This window comes from Bradyrhizobium sp. WSM4872 (genome assembly GCF_055811715.1).
The window spans coordinates 103468-121609 of the sequence record NZ_JBVVPT010000007.1 but is presented as its reverse complement, the minus strand read 5'-3'; the positions used below and the strand labels follow the sequence as shown (position 1 = coordinate 121609).

Here is an 18142-nt window from a genome sequence, read left to right as displayed (position 1 = left end):
ATAGGGAGAGGCGGCGCGCAATGCACCGTCCCGCAACGCACATCTGCTGGGAGCCAGGCTCGGAGCGGCGGACTTACGCCGCGCCGCTCAGATAGGTCTCGCGCCGCCCGATCATGCGCTCGGCGGCGGCCTTGGCGTCGGCCTTCGAGGAGGTCGCGCAGGTCCGATATTCGAGATCGGGGACGTCCGACGCGTTGCGGCGGCCGAACCAGGACTTTGAACCGACCGGCAATAGCGCCAGCGCCTGCGCCAGATTGTCGACCGCGCCAAACGAATAGAGCGCGCCGGTGCCGGCGATGCGAACCTCATAGATGCCGGGCGAGATCGGCGCCTCGAGATTCTCGCCCCGTCCGGGACGGGGATAGCGCTTCCATTCGCTCCAGGTCGAAATCATTTGAGGTCCCCCTCGCGGCCGGTGGGCGGCCACGAAATTTGCATCAAGTCTTAACGTTGGCCGTGGATCGGCCGAGAGCTGAACGCCGCAGCTCACAAAATGTTTCAAGTGCTTCAAACAGTCGAAACATATCGCCAGGAGCCATCCACGGTCACCGCTGGCTGCGGCCATCCACCGCAGATTGTGACGGAGTGTTGCAGTTCAGCGCATTGTCGTCGTGCGCGGGGAGCCGACCGTCAAGTCACGACATCGCGACCGCGGCAGGTATGCGGATGTGCTTGCCGCGCGGCGCACGCGGGAGGACAATCGATCGCTTCCAACAATAATCAAACCGGAGGAAACGCGTATGCAAGGCAAAGCTGAGATCGACCAGATTCTGCGCCAGAAGAGCGAGGCCAAGGAGATTCCCGGTGTCGTCGCCATCGCCTCCAACGGTACCGACGTGCTGTATCAGGGCGCGTTCGGCAAACGCGACCTGTCCAAGCCGGATGCTATGACTGCCGATAGCGTGTTCTGGATCGCATCGATGACGAAAGCGGTGACATCAGCCGGCGCGATGCAGCTCGTCGAGCAAGGCAAGCTGTCGCTGGATGCGCCGATCGGCGAGGTGTTGCCCGATCTCGCCAAGCCGCAGGTGCTCGAAGGTTTCGATGCCAAGGGCGAGGCCAAGCTGCGGCCGGCCAAGGGGCCGATCACGCTGCGTCAGCTCATGACCCACACCGCAGGCTTCTGCTACAACATGTGGAATGGCGATCTCGCGGTCTATCTGGACAAGAACGGCATCCCCGCCATCACCACATGTCAGAACGCGGCGTTGAAGACGCCCATTATGACCGACCCCGGCACGCGCTGGGAATACGGCACCAATATCGATTTCGTCGGCAAGGCCGTGGAAGCCGTCAGCGGCAAGCGTCTCGATGCCTATCTGCGCGACAATCTGTTCGCACCGCTCGGCATGAGCGATACCGCTTTCAAGATCACTGCCGACATGCGCAAGCGCCTGGTCGGCATGCATGCGCGCGGCGAGGATGGCCAGCTCGCTGCGATCCCGTTCGAGCTCGAGCAGGAGCCCGAATTCCACATGGGTGGGGGCGGCCTTTATTCGACCGCGGCCGACTACATCAAGTTTACCCAGATGATCCTGAACAAGGGCCGCGGCAACGGCAATCAGGTTCTGAAGGCCGAGACCATCGCGACGATGGGGCAGAACCACATCGGCGATCTCGCCATGGGCAAGATGACCACGGCGGCGCCGATGTACACCAATGACGTCGATCTCTATCCGGAGCAGGTGAAGAAGTGGGGCCTCAGCTTCATGATCAACACCGCCAAGACCGCCGAGGGCCGCAGCGCGGGCAGCCTCGCCTGGGCGGGCCTCGCCAACACCTACTACTGGATCGACCCGGCGCGCGACGTCACCGGCGTGATCCTGATGCAGCTGCTGCCGTTCGCCGACGCAAAGTGTCTCGAGGCTTTTGCCGGCTTCGAGCGCGGCGTCTATGCCGGGCTCGATGCCGGCAGCGGGCAGAAAGCGGCCTGACGCGCGCCTAGCTCTCACGACGCGTGACGGCCGGGCTTGTTGTCCCGGCCGCCCACGCACCTGACTGGAGGACACGATCTTGGCAGACAAAGCCGACAGTTACGTTTGCGGCATCTCCGACACGCCGCTGCTCGGCGACACCATCGGGCGCAGCCTCGATCAGGCCGCGCGCCGCTGGGGCGATCGCGAGGCGCTGGTCTCGCCCAGCCACGGCGTGAGATGGACATGGACGGAGTTTGCCGCGCGGGTCGACGCGCTCGCCGCCGGCTTTGTTGCGCTCGGTATCGAACGCGGCGCACGGATCGGCATCTGGTCGCTGAACCGGCCGGAATGGACGCTGACCCAGTTCGCTGCCGCCAAGGCCGGTCTCATCCTGGTGACGATCAATCCGGCCTACCGGCTGAGCGAGTTGGAATTCGCGCTGCACAAGGTCGGATGCAGCGCCATCGTCACCGCGACGGCGTTCAAGACCAGCAACTACATGGACATGCTCAACACGCTGTTGCCGGAGCTTGCGAGCGCCAGGCCCGGGCAATTGCGCGCCGCGCGGCTGCCGGCCTTGCGCATCGTGATCCAGATCGGCGGCCCCGCCTGCCCGGGCACGATCCCGTTCGAGGAGGTCGCCGGCATGGGTGGAACCCCGCATCGCGAACAGCTCGCCGCGCTCGGTGCCTCCCTGCAATTCGACGATGCCGTCAACATCCAGTTCACCAGCGGAACGACGGGATCGCCCAAGGGCGTGACGCTGACCCATCACAACATTCTCAACAATGGCTATTTCGTCGGCCGCGCCATGCGCCTGACCGAAGCGGACCGCATCTGCATTCCGGTGCCGCTCTATCATTGCTTCGGCATGGTCATGGGCAACCTCGCCTCCGTCACGCTCGGCGCGACGATGGTCTATCCCGGCGAGGGGTTCGATCCGCTCGCGACGCTGCGGACGATCGAGCAGGAAAAATGCACCGCGCTGTACGGTGTGCCGACGATGTTCATCGCCGAACTCGACCACGGCGAATTCTCAAACTTCGATCTGACATCGCTGCGCACCGGCATCATGGCCGGCGCACCCTGCCCGATCGAGGTGATGAAGCGCGTCAATAGCGAGATGAACATGGGCGAGGTCACGATCGCCTATGGCATGACCGAGACGAGCCCGGTCAGCTTTCAGAGCGCCGTCGACGATCCGCTCGACCGCCGCGTCTCGACGGTCGGACGAATCCATCCGCATGTCGAGGTCAAGGTCGTCGATCTCGACGGCAAGATCGTCAAGCGCGGCGAACGGGGCGAGCTCTGCACTCGCGGCTACAGCGTGATGCTGGGCTATTGGGAGGAGCCGGAGAAGACCGCGGATGTGCTCGACGCCAACGGCTGGATGCATACCGGCGACATCGCCATCATCGACGACCAGGGCTATTGCAACATCGTCGGCCGCATCAAGGACATGGTGATCCGCGGTGGCGAGAACCTCTATCCCCGCGAGATCGAGGAATTTCTCTATCGGCACCCCAAGATTCAGGACGTGCAGATCTTTGGCGTTGCGGATACCCGCTACGGCGAGGAACTCTGCGCCTGGATCCGCGTCAGGTCCGGCGAGACGCTGACGCCGGAGGAGGTGCGCGCCTTCTGCGACGGCCAGATCGCCCACAACAAGATTCCGCGTTACGTGGAATTCGTCGACGAGTTTCCGATGACCGTGACCGGAAAGATCCAGAAATTCCTGATGCGCGACGAGGTGGAGCAACGGCTTGGGTTGAAAGCCGCGAAGACTGCGTGAGCCGCATCTGTCATTCCCCGCGAAGGCGGGGAATCCAGTACGCCGGAGCCTCTCGATTGAACCACACCCGTCTCGGAGTACTGGATCGCCCGGTCAAGCCGGGCGACGACATCGAGAGGGCGGCTATTACACCGTAAAACGTACGGCCGCGCTGCCCCGCGCGCTCCAGGAGCGCCCCCCGGGGGCGCGGGCCGATGTGCTGGATTACTTCGGCGGCTGCGAGCGCGCCGAGTTCGCCGCACTGCTTGAACGGCAGGTTGCGCGCCAGGCCGAACAGGAAGCCGGCGGCGAAGAGGTCGCCGGCGCCGGTAGTGTCCACGAGTTTCGCGATCGGAGACGCCGGCGCTGCGACTGCGTCAGTTGGCGTCACCACCACGCAGCCTTTCTCGCTGCGGGTGACCACGCCGAGATTGACGTCGTTGCGCAGCTGCTTGAGTGCGGTGTCGAAATCCGAGGTTTGGTAGAGCGAATGCAGCTCGGACTCGTTGGCGAACACGATATCGACGGTGCCGTTGCGCATCAGCCCCAGGAATTCGTCGCGATAACGATCGACGCAGAAGGAATCCGACAATGTCAGCGCCACCTTGCGCTTGGCATCATGGGCGATCTTGGCCGCCTTGACGAAGGCGTCCTTGGCGTTCTTGGGATCCCAGAGATAGCCCTCGAGGTAGACGATGCCGGCCGCGGCGATCTCGGCCGGGTCGATGTCGGCGGGCGACAAATCCTGCGCGGCGCCGAGATAGGTGTTCATGGTGCGCTCGCCGTCGTCGGTCACCAGGATGTAGGAGCAGCCGGTCGCAGGGCCGTCCTTCGCCGCGGGCGTATTGAAGGCGACGCCGGCCGCGCGGATGTCGTGGACGTAGAGCTTCCCAATCTGGTCGTCCTTGACCTTGCCGACGTAGGCGGCGCGCGCCCCGAGGCTGCCGATGCCGACGATGGTATTGGCGGCCGAACCGCCGGAAACTTCCGTCGCCGGGCCCATGTCCTTGTAGATGGCGGCGGCCCGCGCCTCGTCGATCAGGGACATGCTGCCCTTGGTCATGCCGTGCTTGCCCAGAAAGGCTTCATCGGTCTTGACCAGCACGTCGAACAGCGCGTTGCCGATGCCGAGAACGTCATATTTCACGTCAGCCATTCACCTTGATCCTGTTTGGCGGATTGCGATACCCGCGGAAATCCGCTTCCTGTCGGTCTGAAATCTGGCTCGCGGCCTATCACGGCCGGCCCTTCGCGGGCAAGCAACGGTATTATGCAGTTCCGATGATCCGCTCCTTCCTGACCGTCTCGACGGGGACACTGGCTTCACGGCTGCTGGGCTTTGCACGCGATTCCCTGATCGCGGCGCTGCTCGGCACCGGTGCCGTGGCGGACGCGTTTCTGGCGGCATTTCAGCTCGTCAACGTGGTGCGGCGCCTGCTCAGCGAGGGGGCCCTGAATGCGGCGCTGATCCCGGCCTGGCTGCGCGTTCGAGACCGCGATGGCGAGGCGGCTGCGGCGGCGTTCGCGGGACGCGTGCTGGGTACGGTCAGCGCGGGCCTAATCGCGATCTCGATCGTGATTGCACTGCTGATGCCGCTGATCATCATGATCATCGCGCCGGGCTTCGTCGGCAGCGCATCGCTCGATCTCGCCATCCAGAATGCGCGCCTGATGCTGCCTTATCTGGCCTTCGCGGGACCCGTCACGGTATTGATGGGCCTGCTCAACGCGCAGGGACACTTTGCACTCACCGCGTTCTCGCCGCTGCTGTTCAACATCGCCCTGATCGCCGCGATAGCGGCACTCCTGCTGGGGCACGCCGATGCAACCTTCGCCGCGCGGATGCTGGCGGCCACCGTCGGCATCGCCGGCCTGTTGCAGCTCCTGATGCTGCTGTCGCAGCGAAGTGCGCGTCTGGCGACACCGCTGCGCGTGAGCTTCGACAAGGATATGCGCGGCTTCTTCGCCAAGGCGATCCCGGGCATGATCGCGAGCTCCGGCCCGCAATGGCTGATGGTGGCCGGCGCGATCATCGCCTCCGCAACGCCCGCCGCGGTCTCCTGGCTCTATTTCGCCAACCGCCTGATCGAGCTGCCGCTCGGCATTGTCGGCGTCGCCATGGGTACGGTGCTGGTGCCGGAGCTGACGCGCGCGGTGAGGAGCGGCGACCGTGATGCGGTTGCGCATGCGGAATCGCGCGCGCTGGAACTCGCGACCGGGTTGGCGTTGCCGGCGACGCTCGGCTTGATCGTGCTGGCGGAGCAGATCGTGCGGCTGCTGTTCGAACACGGCGCCTTTGGCGCGGAGGACAGCGGGGCCACGGCGCATGCACTGATGTGGCTGGCGCTGGGCCTGCCGGCGCATGTGCTGATCAAGGCGCTGTCCCCGGCCTATTTTGCCCGCGGCGACACGATGACGCCGCTGCTTGCGACCGCGAAAGGGTTCGTGGTCGCGGTCGCGCTCGCGGTCCTGCTCGGTCATTTCTTCGGCGCGAGCGGGATCGCCGCCAGCATTGCCGCCGGCGCCTGGAGCAGTGCGATCTCGCTCCTCAGGAAAGGCACGCGTGAATTCGGCTTCTCGGTCGATGCCGGCGCCCGCAACCGGCTGCCGCGAATCGTGCTCGCCGCGCTGTTCATGGGTGGCCTGCTGTGGCTGACCGCAGCCCTCTTGCCTTCACAGGCCCACGGGCTGATCCGCTTCATTGCGCTGGGCTCACAGATCGCCGCCGGAATCGTCGTCTATGGCTTGCTCCTGCAAATCCTCCGCGTCGCGTCCTGGCGCGAGGCGGCCGGTGCCTTGAAGCGCCCCGCCCAGCCCGATCCCGGCGCCTGAGGTTAGCGAAATACCCTTGACGGGGCAGCGCCGCTGTTGGAAACGACGCCCCGTATCTTGCAGGAAAGCTGCCATGGCATTCGTTGAACGGGTTTTTTCGGGCGTCCAGCCGACGGGCAATCTGCACCTCGGCAATTACCTCGGCGCGATCGTCAACTTCGTGAAGATGCAGGAAACCCACAACTGCATCTATTGCGTCGTCGACATGCACGCGATCACGCAGGGGGTGGACGTCTGGGGTGGACCGGTCGAGCTCGCGCGCAACACCCGCGAGGTCACCGCGGCGTTCATCGCCAGCGGTATCGATCCGAGCAAGCACATCGTGTTCAACCAGAGCCAGGTCTCGGGCCACGCCGAGCTCGCCTGGATCTTCAACTGCGTCGCGCGCATGGGCTGGCTGGGCCGCATGACCCAGTTCAAGGAGAAGGCCGGCAAGGACCGCGAGAACGCGTCCGTCGGTCTGTTCGACTATCCCGTGCTGATGGCGGCCGACATTCTACTCTACCGCGCCACCCACGTGCCGGTCGGCGAGGACCAGAAGCAGCATCTCGAGCTCTCGCGCGACATTGCGCAAAAGTTCAACAATGACTTCGCTGACTCGATCCGCAGCCAGGGCGCCAATGACGGCCTGTTCTTCCCGCTGCCGGAACCGTTGATCACGGGCCCGGCCACGCGCGTGATGAGCTTGCGCGACGGCACCAAGAAGATGTCGAAGTCGGACGCGTCCGACAATTCGCGCATCAATCTGACCGACGACGCCGATACCATCGCGCAGAAGGTGCGCAAGGCCAAGACCGATCCCGAGCCGCTGCCGACCGAGGAGAAGGGTCTGGAAGCGCGCCCCGAGGCCGACAATCTCGTCGGTATCTTCGCCGCGCTCTCCGGCCGCTCCAAGGCCGACGTGCTCAGGGATTTCGGCGGCGGCCAGTTCTCCAGCTTCAAGAACGCGCTGGTGGACTTGTGCGTCACCAAACTCGCGCCGATCGCCGGCGAGATGAAGCGCCTCGTCGCCGACCCCGGCCATATCGATGCGATCCTGAACGACGGCGCCGACCGGGCGCGTGCGATCGCCGACGAGACCATGAAGCTCTCGAAGGACATCGTGGGCTTCATCCGCCGGCGCTGAGGTGCGTTCGCGAAAACGCGGCCGACGCCACCGCGCCGGCCGCTTCTGCTCTCCCCAAGCACGATGGAGTGTGGCAGCATGTCAGCCGCGCACACGCCGGGACATGCATGACCAGCAAGCGACTTTGCTTCGAGCCGGGTCACAAGCCCAAATGCCTCGTCATCGTCGACGACACCGCCGGATGGGATCGCGCGGTCTATTACGCCAGCCGCTGGGCGATCCGCGCCGGCGGCGGCGTGGTGATGCTCCGCATCATCGAGCCCGAGCAGCCGAGCCAGGAATGGCTTGGAGTTGCCGACATCATGCGCGCCGAAGCGCAGGAGGCGGCAGAAGCCGCGCTCGACCGTGCCGCCGGCCGCGCCAACGGCATCGCCGCGATCACGCCGGAACGGGTGATCCGCGAAGGTGCTGCGATGGAACAGCTGCTGGCGGTGATCGACGAGGACCCCGATATCGCCATGCTGGTGCTCGCCGCGAACCCGGGCGCGGAAGGCCCGGGCCCATTGGTCTCGCTGCTCGCGCACGCGCTGGGCACGTTCCCGGTGCCGGTGACGGTCATTTCCGGCGCGCTGAGCGACCAGAGCGTGGATTCGCTATCCTAGACTGCCGCTCTTTCGCCTCGCCTCGTTGGCCGGGAGAGGGAGAAGCGGGCACCTTAACCCGCTGATATAACAGGTGAACGGCCAACTTACCCCTTGACCGTGCGTTCGCCGTCGCCATCTGCTAATGGATAGAGCACGCGCCGGCCTTGAACCGGCGACGTCTGGAGAAAACCATGTTCATTCAAACCGAAGCCACTCCCAATCCCGCCACGCTGAAGTTCATTCCCGGCCGCGTCGTGGTCGACGGCGGACCGATGGAATTTGCCAACCGCGAATCGGCCGCACGCTCGCCGCTCGCCGAAAAGCTGTTCGAGGTCCCCGGTGTCACCGGCGTGTTCTACGGATCGGACTTCATCACCGTGACCAAGGCGAGCGGTGAATGGCAACAGCTCAAGCCCGCGATCCTCGGCGCCATCATGGAGCACTATATGTCCGGCGCGCCGCTGCTCGCCGACGGTGCCGCCGCGAGCGATGTCGATCTCGACGACGAGGACGAATTCTTCGACGAGACCGATGCCGAGACGGTCGACATGATCAAGGATCTGATCGAGACCCGCGTGCGCCCGGCGGTTGCCAATGACGGCGGCGACATCACCTTCCGCGGCTTCAAGGACGGTATCGTCTATCTCAACATGAAGGGCTCGTGCGCCGGCTGCCCGTCGTCGACCGCGACGCTCCAGCACGGCATCCAGAACCTGCTCAAGCACTTCGTGCCCGACGTGGTCGAAGTCCGGCCGATGTAAATTGCACGCGCGACCCATCAATTGGACTCCGTCATGCCCGGGCTTGTCCCGCCTGCGCGGCCGAAGCCGCTTCGGCGAGGCGAAGGCCCGGGCATCCACGTTCTTGGGCGCAAAGTCGTGGATGGCCGGGTCAGGCCCGGCCATGACGACCGGGATGATGCTATGATCGCTCCATGCTGATCCTTGCCATCGATACCGCGCTGGAAGCGTGCGCGGTTGCTGTTCTCGACACCGATTCCGGCCAGCTCCTCGCACAGGAGCAGCTTCTGATGAAGCGCGGCCACGCCGAAGCGCTGATGCCGATGATCGCGCGCGTGATGCAGTCAGCCGATCTCGCCTTCACTGTGCTCGACCGCATCGCGGTCACCATGGGCCCCGGAAGTTTCACCGGCCTGCGTGTCGGCATTTCGGCGGCTCGCGGCCTTGCACTTGCTGCGAAGCGGCCCGCCGTCGGCCTGACCACCTTGTCGGCCTATGCCGCCGCCGTCGTCGGCCTGAGCGGAACGGCACCGGTGATCTCGGCGATCGACGCGCGGCACGACCACATTTATTTCCAGATCGTGGCCGGTGACGGCAGCCAGCTGGTGCCGCCGGGCGTCGTTCCCGTCGACGAGGCGATCGCGGCTTCGCAATTCGGCGCACCGCATCTGGTCGGCAATGCCGCGAAGATCCTCGCCGAGCGCTGGCCGAAAGACATGCCGCAGCCGGTCGCGGTGGACGCGCAGCCCGCGCCCGACATCGGCTGGGTCGCATGGCTTGGCGCGGCCGCCGATCCCGCGACAAATCCGGCGCGGCCGTTCTATCTGCGGGCGCCCGACGCAAAGCCGTCCGCACAACTGCCGCTTGCAGCACAAGCCGCAAGCTCATGATGAAATGGTTCTCGGAATGGTGGCGCGGCGGCACGGCCGTCGTCGAGCCGGCTGTCGCGCGCGACGTCGCACGGCTCGCGCTACTCCACGGCGCCTCCTTCGCGCGCGGTTGGGGCGAAGGCGAGTTCGAAAGCATGCTCAGCGAGCGCAACACGCTGGTGCACCGGTTGCGCCTCGGCCGCAAGATCGTCGGCTTCGCGGTGTCGCGGATCGGTGCGGACGAAGCGGAGATCCTCTCGATCGCGGTCGACCAGGCCCATCGCGGCCGCGGCCTCTCTCGCACGCTGCTGATGACCCATCTCGGCCACCTGGCAGGCCGCGGCGTGCGCACAATATTTCTCGAAGTCGAGGAAAATAACCAGCCGGCGCGACGGCTCTACGATCGAACCGGATTCATGGTGGTCGGACGCCGCGAACGCTACTATAAGCAGCCGAACGGGGAACAATTGAACGCACTTCTGATGCGACGTGACTTGTCGTAACATCGATGGCAGAAAGCGCCCCGTCAGGCGGACATCACATGACTGGTCTTAAACCTTCCCCCGCTTCCAAGGCGTCCGGCATCGAGGCGCGCTGTGCCGCCACAGGCATGCGCATGACCGAGCAGCGCCGTGTCATCGCCCGCGTGCTCGCGGAGGCGGTCGATCATCCCGATGTCGAGGAACTGTACCGCCGCTGTGTCGCCGTCGACGACAAGATATCGATCTCGACGGTGTATCGTACCGTCAAACTGTTCGAGGATGCAGGCATCATCGAGCGCCACGATTTCCGCGAAGGCCGCGCGCGCTACGAGCAGATGCGCGACAGCCATCACGACCACCTCATCAACCTGCGCGACGGCAAGGTGATCGAGTTCACCTCCGAGGAGATCGAGAAGCTCCAGGCGGAGATCGCGCGCAAGCTAGGTTACAAGCTGGTCGATCATCGGCTCGAACTCTATTGCGTCCCGCTCGACGACGACAAACCCACAAGTTAAGTGGCGATCGATCTCGTCATCTTCGATTGCGACGGCGTGCTCGTGGACAGCGAGGTGATCTCCTGTCGCGCGCATGCTGATGTGCTGTCCAGACACGGCTATCCGATCACGTCGGAGCAGGTGCTGGTCCGCTTTCTCGGCGTATCCGAGAAAGACGCACGGCGAATGGTCGAACAGGAGATCGGCCGCAATCTTCCCGACGATCTCGAGAGCCAAGTGAATGCGGCGACGCTGCAATTCTATGCCAGCGATTTGCAGCCGATCACCCATGTGGCCGCAGCGATTGGCGCAATCGATTTGCCCAAATGCGTTGCGTCGAGCGGCACGCCGGAGAAGATCCACCACGGCCTGACCTGCGCCGGTCTCTACGAGCTGCTCGCTCCGAACATCTTTTCCGCGAGCCAGGTCGCACGCGGCAAGCCCGCGCCCGATCTTTTTCTGTTCGCCGCCGTGCAGATGAAAGTCGCGCCGGAGCGGTGCCTCGTCATCGAGGACAGCGTCCCCGGGGTGACCGGCGCGCAGGCCGCCGGGATGACCGTGGTGGGGTTTCACGGTGGCAGCCATTGCCCGCCGGGCCACGCTGAAAGACTACGGGCCGCCGGGGCCGGATTGACGTTCGACGATATGCGGCAATTACCGGAGCTGGTCCGGCGGGTCGCGGCGGAGACCCTGACGGGCTGAATCCCTCCTCCCGGCGTCATTCCGGGGCGATGCGCCGGCAGCGAACCCGGAATCTCGTGCCAAAACCTCTGGATTCCGGATTCGCGACTGCGTCGCGTCCCGGAATGACGACCGAAAAGACCCCAATCGCTGGATTTCCGCAGCCCCAGCCTATATCTGAGGGCAGTCTTCCCATCTCAATTCCGGGTTCCATGACGCCGCCGCGCAAGCTGCACATCAAATCATATGGCTGCCAGATGAACGTCTACGATGCCCAGCGCATGGTGGACACGCTGGCCCCGGAAGGATTCGTGGAGACGGCCAGCGCTGATGACGCCGATCTCGTCATCCTCAATACCTGCCATATCCGCGAGAAGGCCTCGGAAAAGGTCTATTCGGAGCTCGGCCGCCTGCGCGTCGCCAAGGACGCCGCCGCGCGTGATGGGCGCACCATGCAGATCGCGGTCGCGGGCTGCGTGGCACAGGCCGAAGGCGAGGAGATCGTGCGCCGTGCACCCGCGGTCGACGTCGTGGTGGGACCGCAGAGCTATCATCATTTGCCGCAACTGTTGAAGCGCGCCGGCAATGAAGGTCGCGCCATCGAGACCGAATTCCCAGCCCAGGACAAGTTCGGCTTCCTCGCCCAGCCCAAGCCCGGCGCGATCCGCGCCCGCGGCATTTCCGCTTTCGTCACGGTGCAGGAAGGCTGCGACAAGTTCTGCACCTTCTGCGTCGTGCCTTACACGCGTGGCTCGGAAGTCTCCCGGCCGGTGGCAAAGATCGTCGACGACGTGAAGCGGCTCGCTGAGAACGGCGTCCGCGAGCTCACGCTGATCGGACAGAACGTCAACGCCTATCACGGCGAGGGGCCGGACGGAAAAAGCTGGCCGCTCGGCAGGCTGCTGGAGCACCTCGCGGCGCTCCCGGGCATCGCGCGGCTGCGCTATTCGACCAGCCATCCCAGCGATGTCGACGACAGTCTGATTGCAGCCCATCGCGATCTCGGCGCGCTGATGCCGTTCGTGCACCTGCCGGTGCAGTCGGGCTCGGACCGGATTCTGGCCGCCATGAACCGGAAACATACCGCCGATGATTATCGGCGTGTCGTCGACCGTTTCCGGTCGGCACGCCAAGACATTGCTTTTTCATCAGATTTTATCGTCGGCTTCCCGGGCGAAAGCGAGCAAGATTTTCTCGCGACCCTCGCGCTTGTCACGCAAATCGGCTACGCTGCGGCGTATTCGTTCAAATACTCCGCCCGGCCGGGAACGCCGGCCGCGGACATGCAGGAGACGGTGTCCCCCTCCGAGATGGACCAGCGATTGGAGCGGCTCCAGGAACTGATCGACAGCCAGCAATCGGCCTTCAACAAGGCCGCGATTGGCTCAACGGTCGATGTGCTGTTCGAGCGTCCGGCCCGCAAGGACGGCCAGATCGTCGGCCGCACCGCCTTCCTCCAGCCCGCGCATGTGATGGCCTCGCCCGACATCATCGGACAAATCCTGCCGGTCCGGATCGACAGCCTTGAACGCTACAGCTTCCTCGGTGAGCTCGCCATGGCGCACGAGCCCGCTTTATCGCCCATCGCCACTGGAGCCTGAACCCTTGCCCAAAAGCGCATCGGATTCGTCTTCTTCCATCGCTCCCAGCCGCAAATTTGACCGCGACATGCAGGTTCCGCCCGAGACCCAGGTCGTCATCGACTTCGACGACAACCGTGCCGCGTCGGCGCTGGTCGGCCCTTACGGCCAGCATCTGGCACAGATCGAACGGCGGCTCGGCGTCGTCGTCGATTCCAAGGGCAACCACATCACGATTGGCGGCTCGCGCGACGGCTGCGATGCCGCGCGCCGCGTGCTGGAGACGCTCTACGCCCAGGCCGTGAAAGGGCAGGATCTCGACCAAGGCGAGGTCGAGGGCGCGATCCGTGCCGTGATCGCGCAGGGCTCGCTGTTCGAGTTCGACGCCAAGTCGGCCAAATCCACCTTCGACAGCATCAATCTGCGCAAGCGCCCGGTGCGTGCGCGCACGGCGGCGCAGGATTCCTACATCCGCGCGCTGAAGCGCCACGAGCTGGTGTTCGGCATTGGCCCCGCCGGCACCGGCAAGACCTGGCTCGCGGTCGCGCATGCCGCGCAACTGTTCGAGCGCAAGGAGGTCGACAAGATCATCCTGTCCCGACCGGCGGTAGAAGCCGGCGAGCGGCTCGGCTTTTTGCCCGGCGATCTCCGCGAGAAGGTCGATCCTTATCTTCGCCCGATCTACGACGCGCTCTATGACCTGATGGACGCGCGCATCGTCGAGCGCGCGCTGCAGACCGGCGAGATCGAGATCGCGCCGCTCGCCTTCATGCGCGGCCGCACGCTGACCAACGCGGCCATCATCCTGGACGAGGCGCAGAACACCACGTCGATGCAGATGAAGATGTTTTTGACCCGCCTTGGCGAGAACAGCCGCATGATCGTCACGGGCGATCCCTCGCAGATCGACTTGCCGAACGGCCAGACCTCGGGCCTCGCCGAGGCGACGCGCCTGCTGAGCGGCGTCGAAGGTATTGCGCAAGTTCATTTCAAGGCCGAAGACGTAATCCGCCACGAACTCGTGGCGCGGATCGTCTCCGCCTACGAAGGGGCGCCGCAGCGGCCGGCCGCCGGTAAATCCTGACGAGGCAGCAACCGGACCATATGGGCGCGGACACGACGCCCCTTCGTTCGGAACAAGGACAATGTCACACCCCAACCTTCCCATCACCGAGGTCCTCGTCGTCGCCGATTGCTGGCAGCGGGAGCCCGAATCCGAAGCCGTGATCCAGCGCGCCGTGGCGGCCGCCGCCGAGAATGTCGACGAAGACGTTGCGGAGGCGGAAGTGGCGGTAATGCTGACCGATGATGCCGGCATCCGTACGCTGAACAGCAACTGGCGCGGCATCGACAAGCCGACCAACGTGCTGTCGTTTCCCGCGCTACAGCCGGAAGGCGAATGGAAACAGGGCGATGCCCCGCGCATGCTCGGCGACATCGCGATCGCCTACGAGACCATGCGACGTGAGGCGGACGAGGAACAAAAGCCTTTCGATCATCATTTGAGCCATCTCGCCGTGCACGGTTTCCTGCATCTGGTCGGCTACGACCACGAAAACGAAGACGACGCCGAGGAAATGGAAGCGCTCGAACGAGAGATCCTGGCTCATCTCGGCATTCCCGACCCCTATGCCGACCGCCCAGGGACGCATTGAGATGCCGGATTCCGACCCGATTCAAGACAATCCGCGCACCACGGCCAATTTGCCCGTCGTGGTAACGCCCGGCGAGGTGATGCGCCCGACCGCGGAAGGCTGGCTGCTGCGTGCCATTCGCAGCCTGTTCGGCTGGAAGGCGGGTTCGGTACGCGACGACCTCCAGGTCGTGCTCGACGCCACGACGCCGGACGACACCGGCTTCTCGACGGTCGAGCGCACCATGCTACGCAACATCCTCGGCCTGCACGAGCGCCGCATCGCCGACGTCATGGTGCATCGCGCCGACATCATCGCGGTGAAGCGCGACATCCCGCTCGGCGAGTTGATGGACCGCTTCGAGAGCGCCGGCCATTCGCGCCTTGTGGTCTACAACGAGACGCTCGACGATCCCGTCGGCATCGTCCATATCCGCGATCTGCTCGCCTTCATGACCGCGCGTGCGCGCGTGTCGGGGGTCACGAAAACCAAGCGCAAGAAGCCGCTGCCGGCCGGGCTCGATCTGCGCACGGTCGATCTCGCGCTGCCGCTCGAAGAAGCTCGCATCATCCGCAAGCTGCTCTACGTGCCGCCCTCGATGCGGGCGATCGACCTGCTCGCGCAGATGCAGGCCACCCGCATCCATCTGGCGCTGGTGGTCGACGAATATGGCGGCAGCGACGGGCTGGTCTCGCTCGAGGACATCGTCGAGCAGATCGTTGGCGAGATCGACGACGAGCATGACAGCGACGAGCCGCCCTCGATCGTGCGGCTGCCCGACAACGCCTTCATCGCCGACGCCCGCGCCAGCCTCGACGACGTCCGCACCGTGATCGGCGAGGACTTCGTCACCGGCGAGGCCGGCGAGGAAGTGGAGACGCTGGGCGGCTATCTCGTCAGCTTCGTCGGGCGCCTGCCGGTGCGCGGCGAGGTGATCTCGGGCCCGGGCCATTACGAGATCGAGGTGCTCGATGCCGATCCGCGCCGGGTCAAGCGACTGCGGATCTCGACGCGAAAGGAGCGTCCTGCACCGCGCACCCAGCGCGAGAGCCGGCGCCGCGAGGCTGCGCCGGACGGCAGCCAGCAGACAGCCAGCGACACGCCCACCCCGCCGCCAAGCGACGGGACCGGTCCGCAGTGAGCCCTTTCCAGCGATTTCGCCAGATCGCGCTTGCCATCATCCTGACCTGGGGATGGAAGCGCGCGCTCGTCGCGATGGCTGCCGGCGCGCTCTCGGTGCTGGCGCTGGCGCCCTTCAACGCCTTCCCGGTGCTGTTCATCACCTTCCCGGTGCTGGTCTGGCTGATCGACGGCGCCGGCGCCGGACGATATGGCGGCGTCCCCGCCGCGGCGCTGACCGGCTACTGGTTCGGCCTCGGCTATTTCGTGCCCGGCCTCTACTGGATCGGCTACGCCTTCTTCGTCGACGCCGATGTATTCGCCTGGCTGACGCCGTTCGCCGTGCTGGGCCTGCCGGCCTATCTGTCCATCTTCACGGCAATGGGCTTTGCGCTCGCCCGCCTGCTCTGGACCAAGAGCGCGACACGCGTGCTTGCGCTCGCGGCAAGCCTCACCATCACGGAATGGCTGCGCGGTCATGCGCTGACCGGCTTTCCCTGGAACGCGTTCGGTTATGCGCTGTCCGAGCCGCTGCCGCTGGCACAAACGGCGTCGCTGATCGGCCTGTGGGGCATGACGTTCCTGACGGTTGCGATCTTCGCGAGCCCCGCGGCGCTGATCGACCGCACGCCCGATCGCCGCCTGGCGTGGCGCGCACCGGCCGCGGCCCTGGCGCTCCTGCTTGTCATGGGTATCTTCGGCGCGATCCGCCTGTCGCTGCATCCGACCACGATGGTCGCCGGCACCAAATTGCGCCTGATGCAGCCGGATCTCCAGCAGGACGCGAAATTCAACTACGCCGCCAAGGCGGAGGTGATGAAGAAATATCTGGCCTTGTCGGACCGCGCCTCCGGACCGCAATCGACCGGCGTGCGCGATGCCACCATCCTGATCTGGCCGGAATCCGCCTTTCCGTTCTTCCTGACGCGCGAAGCCGATGCGATGGCGCAAATCGCGGAGCTTCTGCCCAAGGGCACGGTGCTGATCACGGGCTCGGTCCGCGCGCCCGACCTGCCGCGAGGCACGCCGATCACCCGCGCCTATAACTCGATCTACGTGATCGACCACGACGGCAGCGTGCTCTCTGTGTACGACAAGCTGCATTTGGTGCCGTTCGGCGAATTTCTTCCCTACCAGGGCCTGATGGAAAAGCTCGGGTTCGAGCAACTCACGCGTGTGCGCGGCGGCTTCATTCCCGGCACCGTGCGGCATGCGCTGCCGGTCCCCGGCGCGCCGTCCGCGCTGCCGCTGATCTGCTACGAAGCAATCTTTCCGGGCGAGGTGGCTGGACGCAACGAACGTCCGGGCTGGATCGTGAATCTCACCAATGACGGCTGGTTCGGAATCTCGACCGGCCCCTACCAACACCTCGAACAGGCGCGGATGCGCGCGATCGAGCTCGGATTGCCGCTGGTTCGCTCCGCCAATACCGGCGTTTCCGCAGTGATCGATCCGGTGGGGCGCATCGTCGCCAGTCTCGGTCTCGGGATCGAAGGCGTTTTGGACGCAAATCTGCCCGCCGCGATCCCGCCGACCATCTATGCGCGCGTGGGCGATGTACCCGCGGCCATGCTTGTCGCGCTCGCCGTGTTTCTGGCGGTCCGCCGACGTGTTGCCAAACGGCACCCCTGATCACGCAGCCGCGGCCGATAACTTTTGACAACCGTAGTCCCACGGTTGACAGACTGCACGCGGCCTCCTCATTCTGCACCGGCTGCAAAAGACAGTGGGCATTGCTAAATTTCTCCGCAATGTTTTCCAATAACAGGGTCTGATTTTGACGTTGCTTACACCTGAGGCATTCCTGATTGCGCCGAAGGTGATGTTTGGAGGGCTGAGGAAATGTCGAAAGCGCCCAACCCTGTTGACAAATATGTCGGCAGTCGCGTGCGGATGCGCCGCATCATGTTGGGCATGAGCCAGGAAAAGCTCGGTGAAGCTTTGGGCCTGACTTTCCAACAAGTTCAGAAATACGAGAAGGGCACAAACCGGGTCGGCGCGAGCCGCATCCAGCAAATTGCCGAAATTCTGCAGGTGCCGGTGTCGTTCCTGTTCGAGGGCGGTCCGAGCGGCGTGGCGGGGCCGGACGGCTTCGCAGAAGGCGCATCGCCCTCCTATGTTTCGGACTTTCTCGCGACTTCCGAAGGACTCGCCCTGACCAAGGCGTTCACCCGAATCAGCGATTCCAAGATGCGCCGCTCGATCGTCGATCTCGTCGAGCAGATCGCGGCCCGCGAAGGCCCCGACAAGCGCTGAGGCGCCGTCTCAATCCGATTTGAGACTGCGTCAAATCTGGCCTATGTCGTCATTTGTG

General features: G+C 64.9%; 17 protein-coding genes and 1 pseudogene. 16 read left to right on the top strand and 2 right to left on the bottom strand.

Annotated features, from left to right (window positions below; all coding sequences use genetic code 11):
* Positions 1 to 73: 73 nt before the first annotated feature.
* On the bottom strand, positions 74 to 394 hold the full coding sequence (locus AC0L3C_RS12490; protein WP_027566114.1) for a hypothetical protein: 321 nt from the start codon (positions 392 to 394) through the stop codon (positions 74 to 76).
* Positions 395 to 740: 346 nt separating this feature from the next.
* On the opposite strand from AC0L3C_RS12490, the gene AC0L3C_RS12485 reads away from it, so the two are divergent.
* A complete protein-coding gene (locus AC0L3C_RS12485; RefSeq protein WP_473262420.1) occupies positions 741 to 1934 on the top strand; it encodes a serine hydrolase domain-containing protein in 1194 nt (397 codons plus the stop codon).
* Positions 1935 to 2013: 79 nt separating this feature from the next.
* The gene (locus tag AC0L3C_RS12480; RefSeq protein ID WP_473408121.1) at positions 2014 to 3708 is read left to right on the top strand and encodes an AMP-binding protein; all 1695 of its coding nucleotides are present in this window, start codon (positions 2014 to 2016) and stop codon (positions 3706 to 3708) included.
* Positions 3709 to 3847: 139 nt separating this feature from the next.
* Here AC0L3C_RS12480 and AC0L3C_RS12475 read toward each other — a convergent pair.
* Positions 3848 to 4843: pseudogene (locus AC0L3C_RS12475) on the bottom strand (adenosine kinase); the annotation flags it as partial.
* Positions 4844 to 4968: 125 nt separating this feature from the next.
* On the opposite strand from AC0L3C_RS12475, the gene murJ reads away from it, so the two are divergent.
* The 14 genes from murJ to AC0L3C_RS12405 all read left to right on the top strand — a co-directional run bounded on the left by murJ (position 4969) and on the right by AC0L3C_RS12405 (position 18084).
* Positions 4969 to 6519: a murein biosynthesis integral membrane protein MurJ gene (murJ, locus tag AC0L3C_RS12470; RefSeq protein ID WP_473408120.1), complete on the top strand. Its 1551-nt coding sequence runs from the start codon at positions 4969 to 4971 to the stop codon at positions 6517 to 6519.
* Between the two features lie 73 nt (positions 6520 to 6592).
* Positions 6593 to 7645, top strand: coding sequence for a tryptophan--tRNA ligase (trpS, locus tag AC0L3C_RS12465; protein WP_106943789.1), 1053 nt, complete (start codon positions 6593 to 6595; stop codon positions 7643 to 7645).
* A 107-nt stretch (positions 7646 to 7752) separates the two neighbouring features.
* Complete coding sequence (locus tag AC0L3C_RS12460; RefSeq protein ID WP_473408119.1) at positions 7753 to 8247, top strand: universal stress protein; 495 nt, start codon at positions 7753 to 7755, stop codon at positions 8245 to 8247.
* 173 nt (positions 8248 to 8420) lie between these two features.
* On the top strand, positions 8421 to 8990 hold the full coding sequence (locus tag AC0L3C_RS12455) for a NifU family protein (RefSeq protein WP_473278476.1): 570 nt from the start codon (positions 8421 to 8423) through the stop codon (positions 8988 to 8990).
* A 173-nt stretch (positions 8991 to 9163) separates the two neighbouring features.
* On the top strand, positions 9164 to 9859 hold the full coding sequence (gene tsaB, locus AC0L3C_RS12450) for a tRNA (adenosine(37)-N6)-threonylcarbamoyltransferase complex dimerization subunit type 1 TsaB (RefSeq protein ID WP_473408118.1): 696 nt from the start codon (positions 9164 to 9166) through the stop codon (positions 9857 to 9859).
* Positions 9856 to 10341 (top strand): ribosomal protein S18-alanine N-acetyltransferase, encoded by a 486-nt coding sequence (rimI, locus tag AC0L3C_RS12445; protein WP_473278478.1) that lies wholly within the window; start codon positions 9856 to 9858, stop codon positions 10339 to 10341. Before tsaB ends, rimI begins: the two co-directional genes overlap by 4 nt.
* Before the next feature lie 38 nt (positions 10342 to 10379).
* A complete protein-coding gene (locus AC0L3C_RS12440) occupies positions 10380 to 10835 on the top strand; it encodes a Fur family transcriptional regulator (protein WP_007598312.1) in 456 nt (151 codons plus the stop codon).
* Positions 10836 to 11516, top strand: coding sequence for an HAD family hydrolase (locus tag AC0L3C_RS12435; RefSeq protein WP_473408117.1), 681 nt, complete (start codon positions 10836 to 10838; stop codon positions 11514 to 11516).
* A gap of 191 nt (positions 11517 to 11707) precedes the next feature.
* Positions 11708 to 13096, top strand: coding sequence for a tRNA (N6-isopentenyl adenosine(37)-C2)-methylthiotransferase MiaB (gene miaB, locus AC0L3C_RS12430; RefSeq protein ID WP_473408116.1), 1389 nt, complete (start codon positions 11708 to 11710; stop codon positions 13094 to 13096).
* Positions 13097 to 13100: 4 nt separating this feature from the next.
* Positions 13101 to 14159, top strand: a complete 1059-nt coding sequence (locus AC0L3C_RS12425) for a PhoH family protein (RefSeq protein ID WP_219678884.1) — start codon at positions 13101 to 13103, stop codon at positions 14157 to 14159.
* A gap of 61 nt (positions 14160 to 14220) precedes the next feature.
* Positions 14221 to 14730, top strand: coding sequence for an rRNA maturation RNase YbeY (gene ybeY, locus AC0L3C_RS12420; protein ID WP_473278481.1), 510 nt, complete (start codon positions 14221 to 14223; stop codon positions 14728 to 14730).
* A 1-nt stretch (position 14731) separates the two neighbouring features.
* Positions 14732 to 15850, top strand: coding sequence for a hemolysin family protein (locus AC0L3C_RS12415; RefSeq protein WP_473262446.1), 1119 nt, complete (start codon positions 14732 to 14734; stop codon positions 15848 to 15850).
* Positions 15847 to 17460: an apolipoprotein N-acyltransferase gene (lnt, locus tag AC0L3C_RS12410; RefSeq protein ID WP_473408115.1), complete on the top strand. Its 1614-nt coding sequence runs from the start codon at positions 15847 to 15849 to the stop codon at positions 17458 to 17460. The genes AC0L3C_RS12415 and lnt overlap by 4 nt, the downstream gene beginning before the upstream one ends.
* A gap of 210 nt (positions 17461 to 17670) precedes the next feature.
* Positions 17671 to 18084, top strand: coding sequence for a helix-turn-helix domain-containing protein (locus AC0L3C_RS12405; RefSeq protein WP_473262450.1), 414 nt, complete (start codon positions 17671 to 17673; stop codon positions 18082 to 18084).
* Positions 18085 to 18142: the final 58 nt, after the last annotated feature.

Coding starts and splice junctions, on each gene's coding strand:
- AC0L3C_RS12490 (WP_027566114.1), bottom strand. CDS start 394: ATGATTTCGACCTGGAGCGAATGGAAGCGCTATCCCCGTCCCGGACGG.
- AC0L3C_RS12485 (WP_473262420.1), top strand. CDS start 741: ATGCAAGGCAAAGCTGAGATCGACCAGATTCTGCGCCAGAAGAGCGAG.
- murJ (WP_473408120.1), top strand. CDS start 4,969: ATGATCCGCTCCTTCCTGACCGTCTCGACGGGGACACTGGCTTCACGG.
- trpS (WP_106943789.1), top strand. CDS start 6,593: ATGGCATTCGTTGAACGGGTTTTTTCGGGCGTCCAGCCGACGGGCAAT.
- AC0L3C_RS12460 (WP_473408119.1), top strand. CDS start 7,753: ATGACCAGCAAGCGACTTTGCTTCGAGCCGGGTCACAAGCCCAAATGC.
- AC0L3C_RS12455 (WP_473278476.1), top strand. CDS start 8,421: ATGTTCATTCAAACCGAAGCCACTCCCAATCCCGCCACGCTGAAGTTC.
- tsaB (WP_473408118.1), top strand. CDS start 9,164: ATGCTGATCCTTGCCATCGATACCGCGCTGGAAGCGTGCGCGGTTGCT.
- rimI (WP_473278478.1), top strand. CDS start 9,856: ATGATGAAATGGTTCTCGGAATGGTGGCGCGGCGGCACGGCCGTCGTC.
- AC0L3C_RS12440 (WP_007598312.1), top strand. CDS start 10,380: ATGACTGGTCTTAAACCTTCCCCCGCTTCCAAGGCGTCCGGCATCGAG.
- miaB (WP_473408116.1), top strand. CDS start 11,708: ATGACGCCGCCGCGCAAGCTGCACATCAAATCATATGGCTGCCAGATG.
- ybeY (WP_473278481.1), top strand. CDS start 14,221: ATGTCACACCCCAACCTTCCCATCACCGAGGTCCTCGTCGTCGCCGAT.
- AC0L3C_RS12415 (WP_473262446.1), top strand. CDS start 14,732: ATGCCGGATTCCGACCCGATTCAAGACAATCCGCGCACCACGGCCAAT.
- AC0L3C_RS12405 (WP_473262450.1), top strand. CDS start 17,671: ATGTCGAAAGCGCCCAACCCTGTTGACAAATATGTCGGCAGTCGCGTG.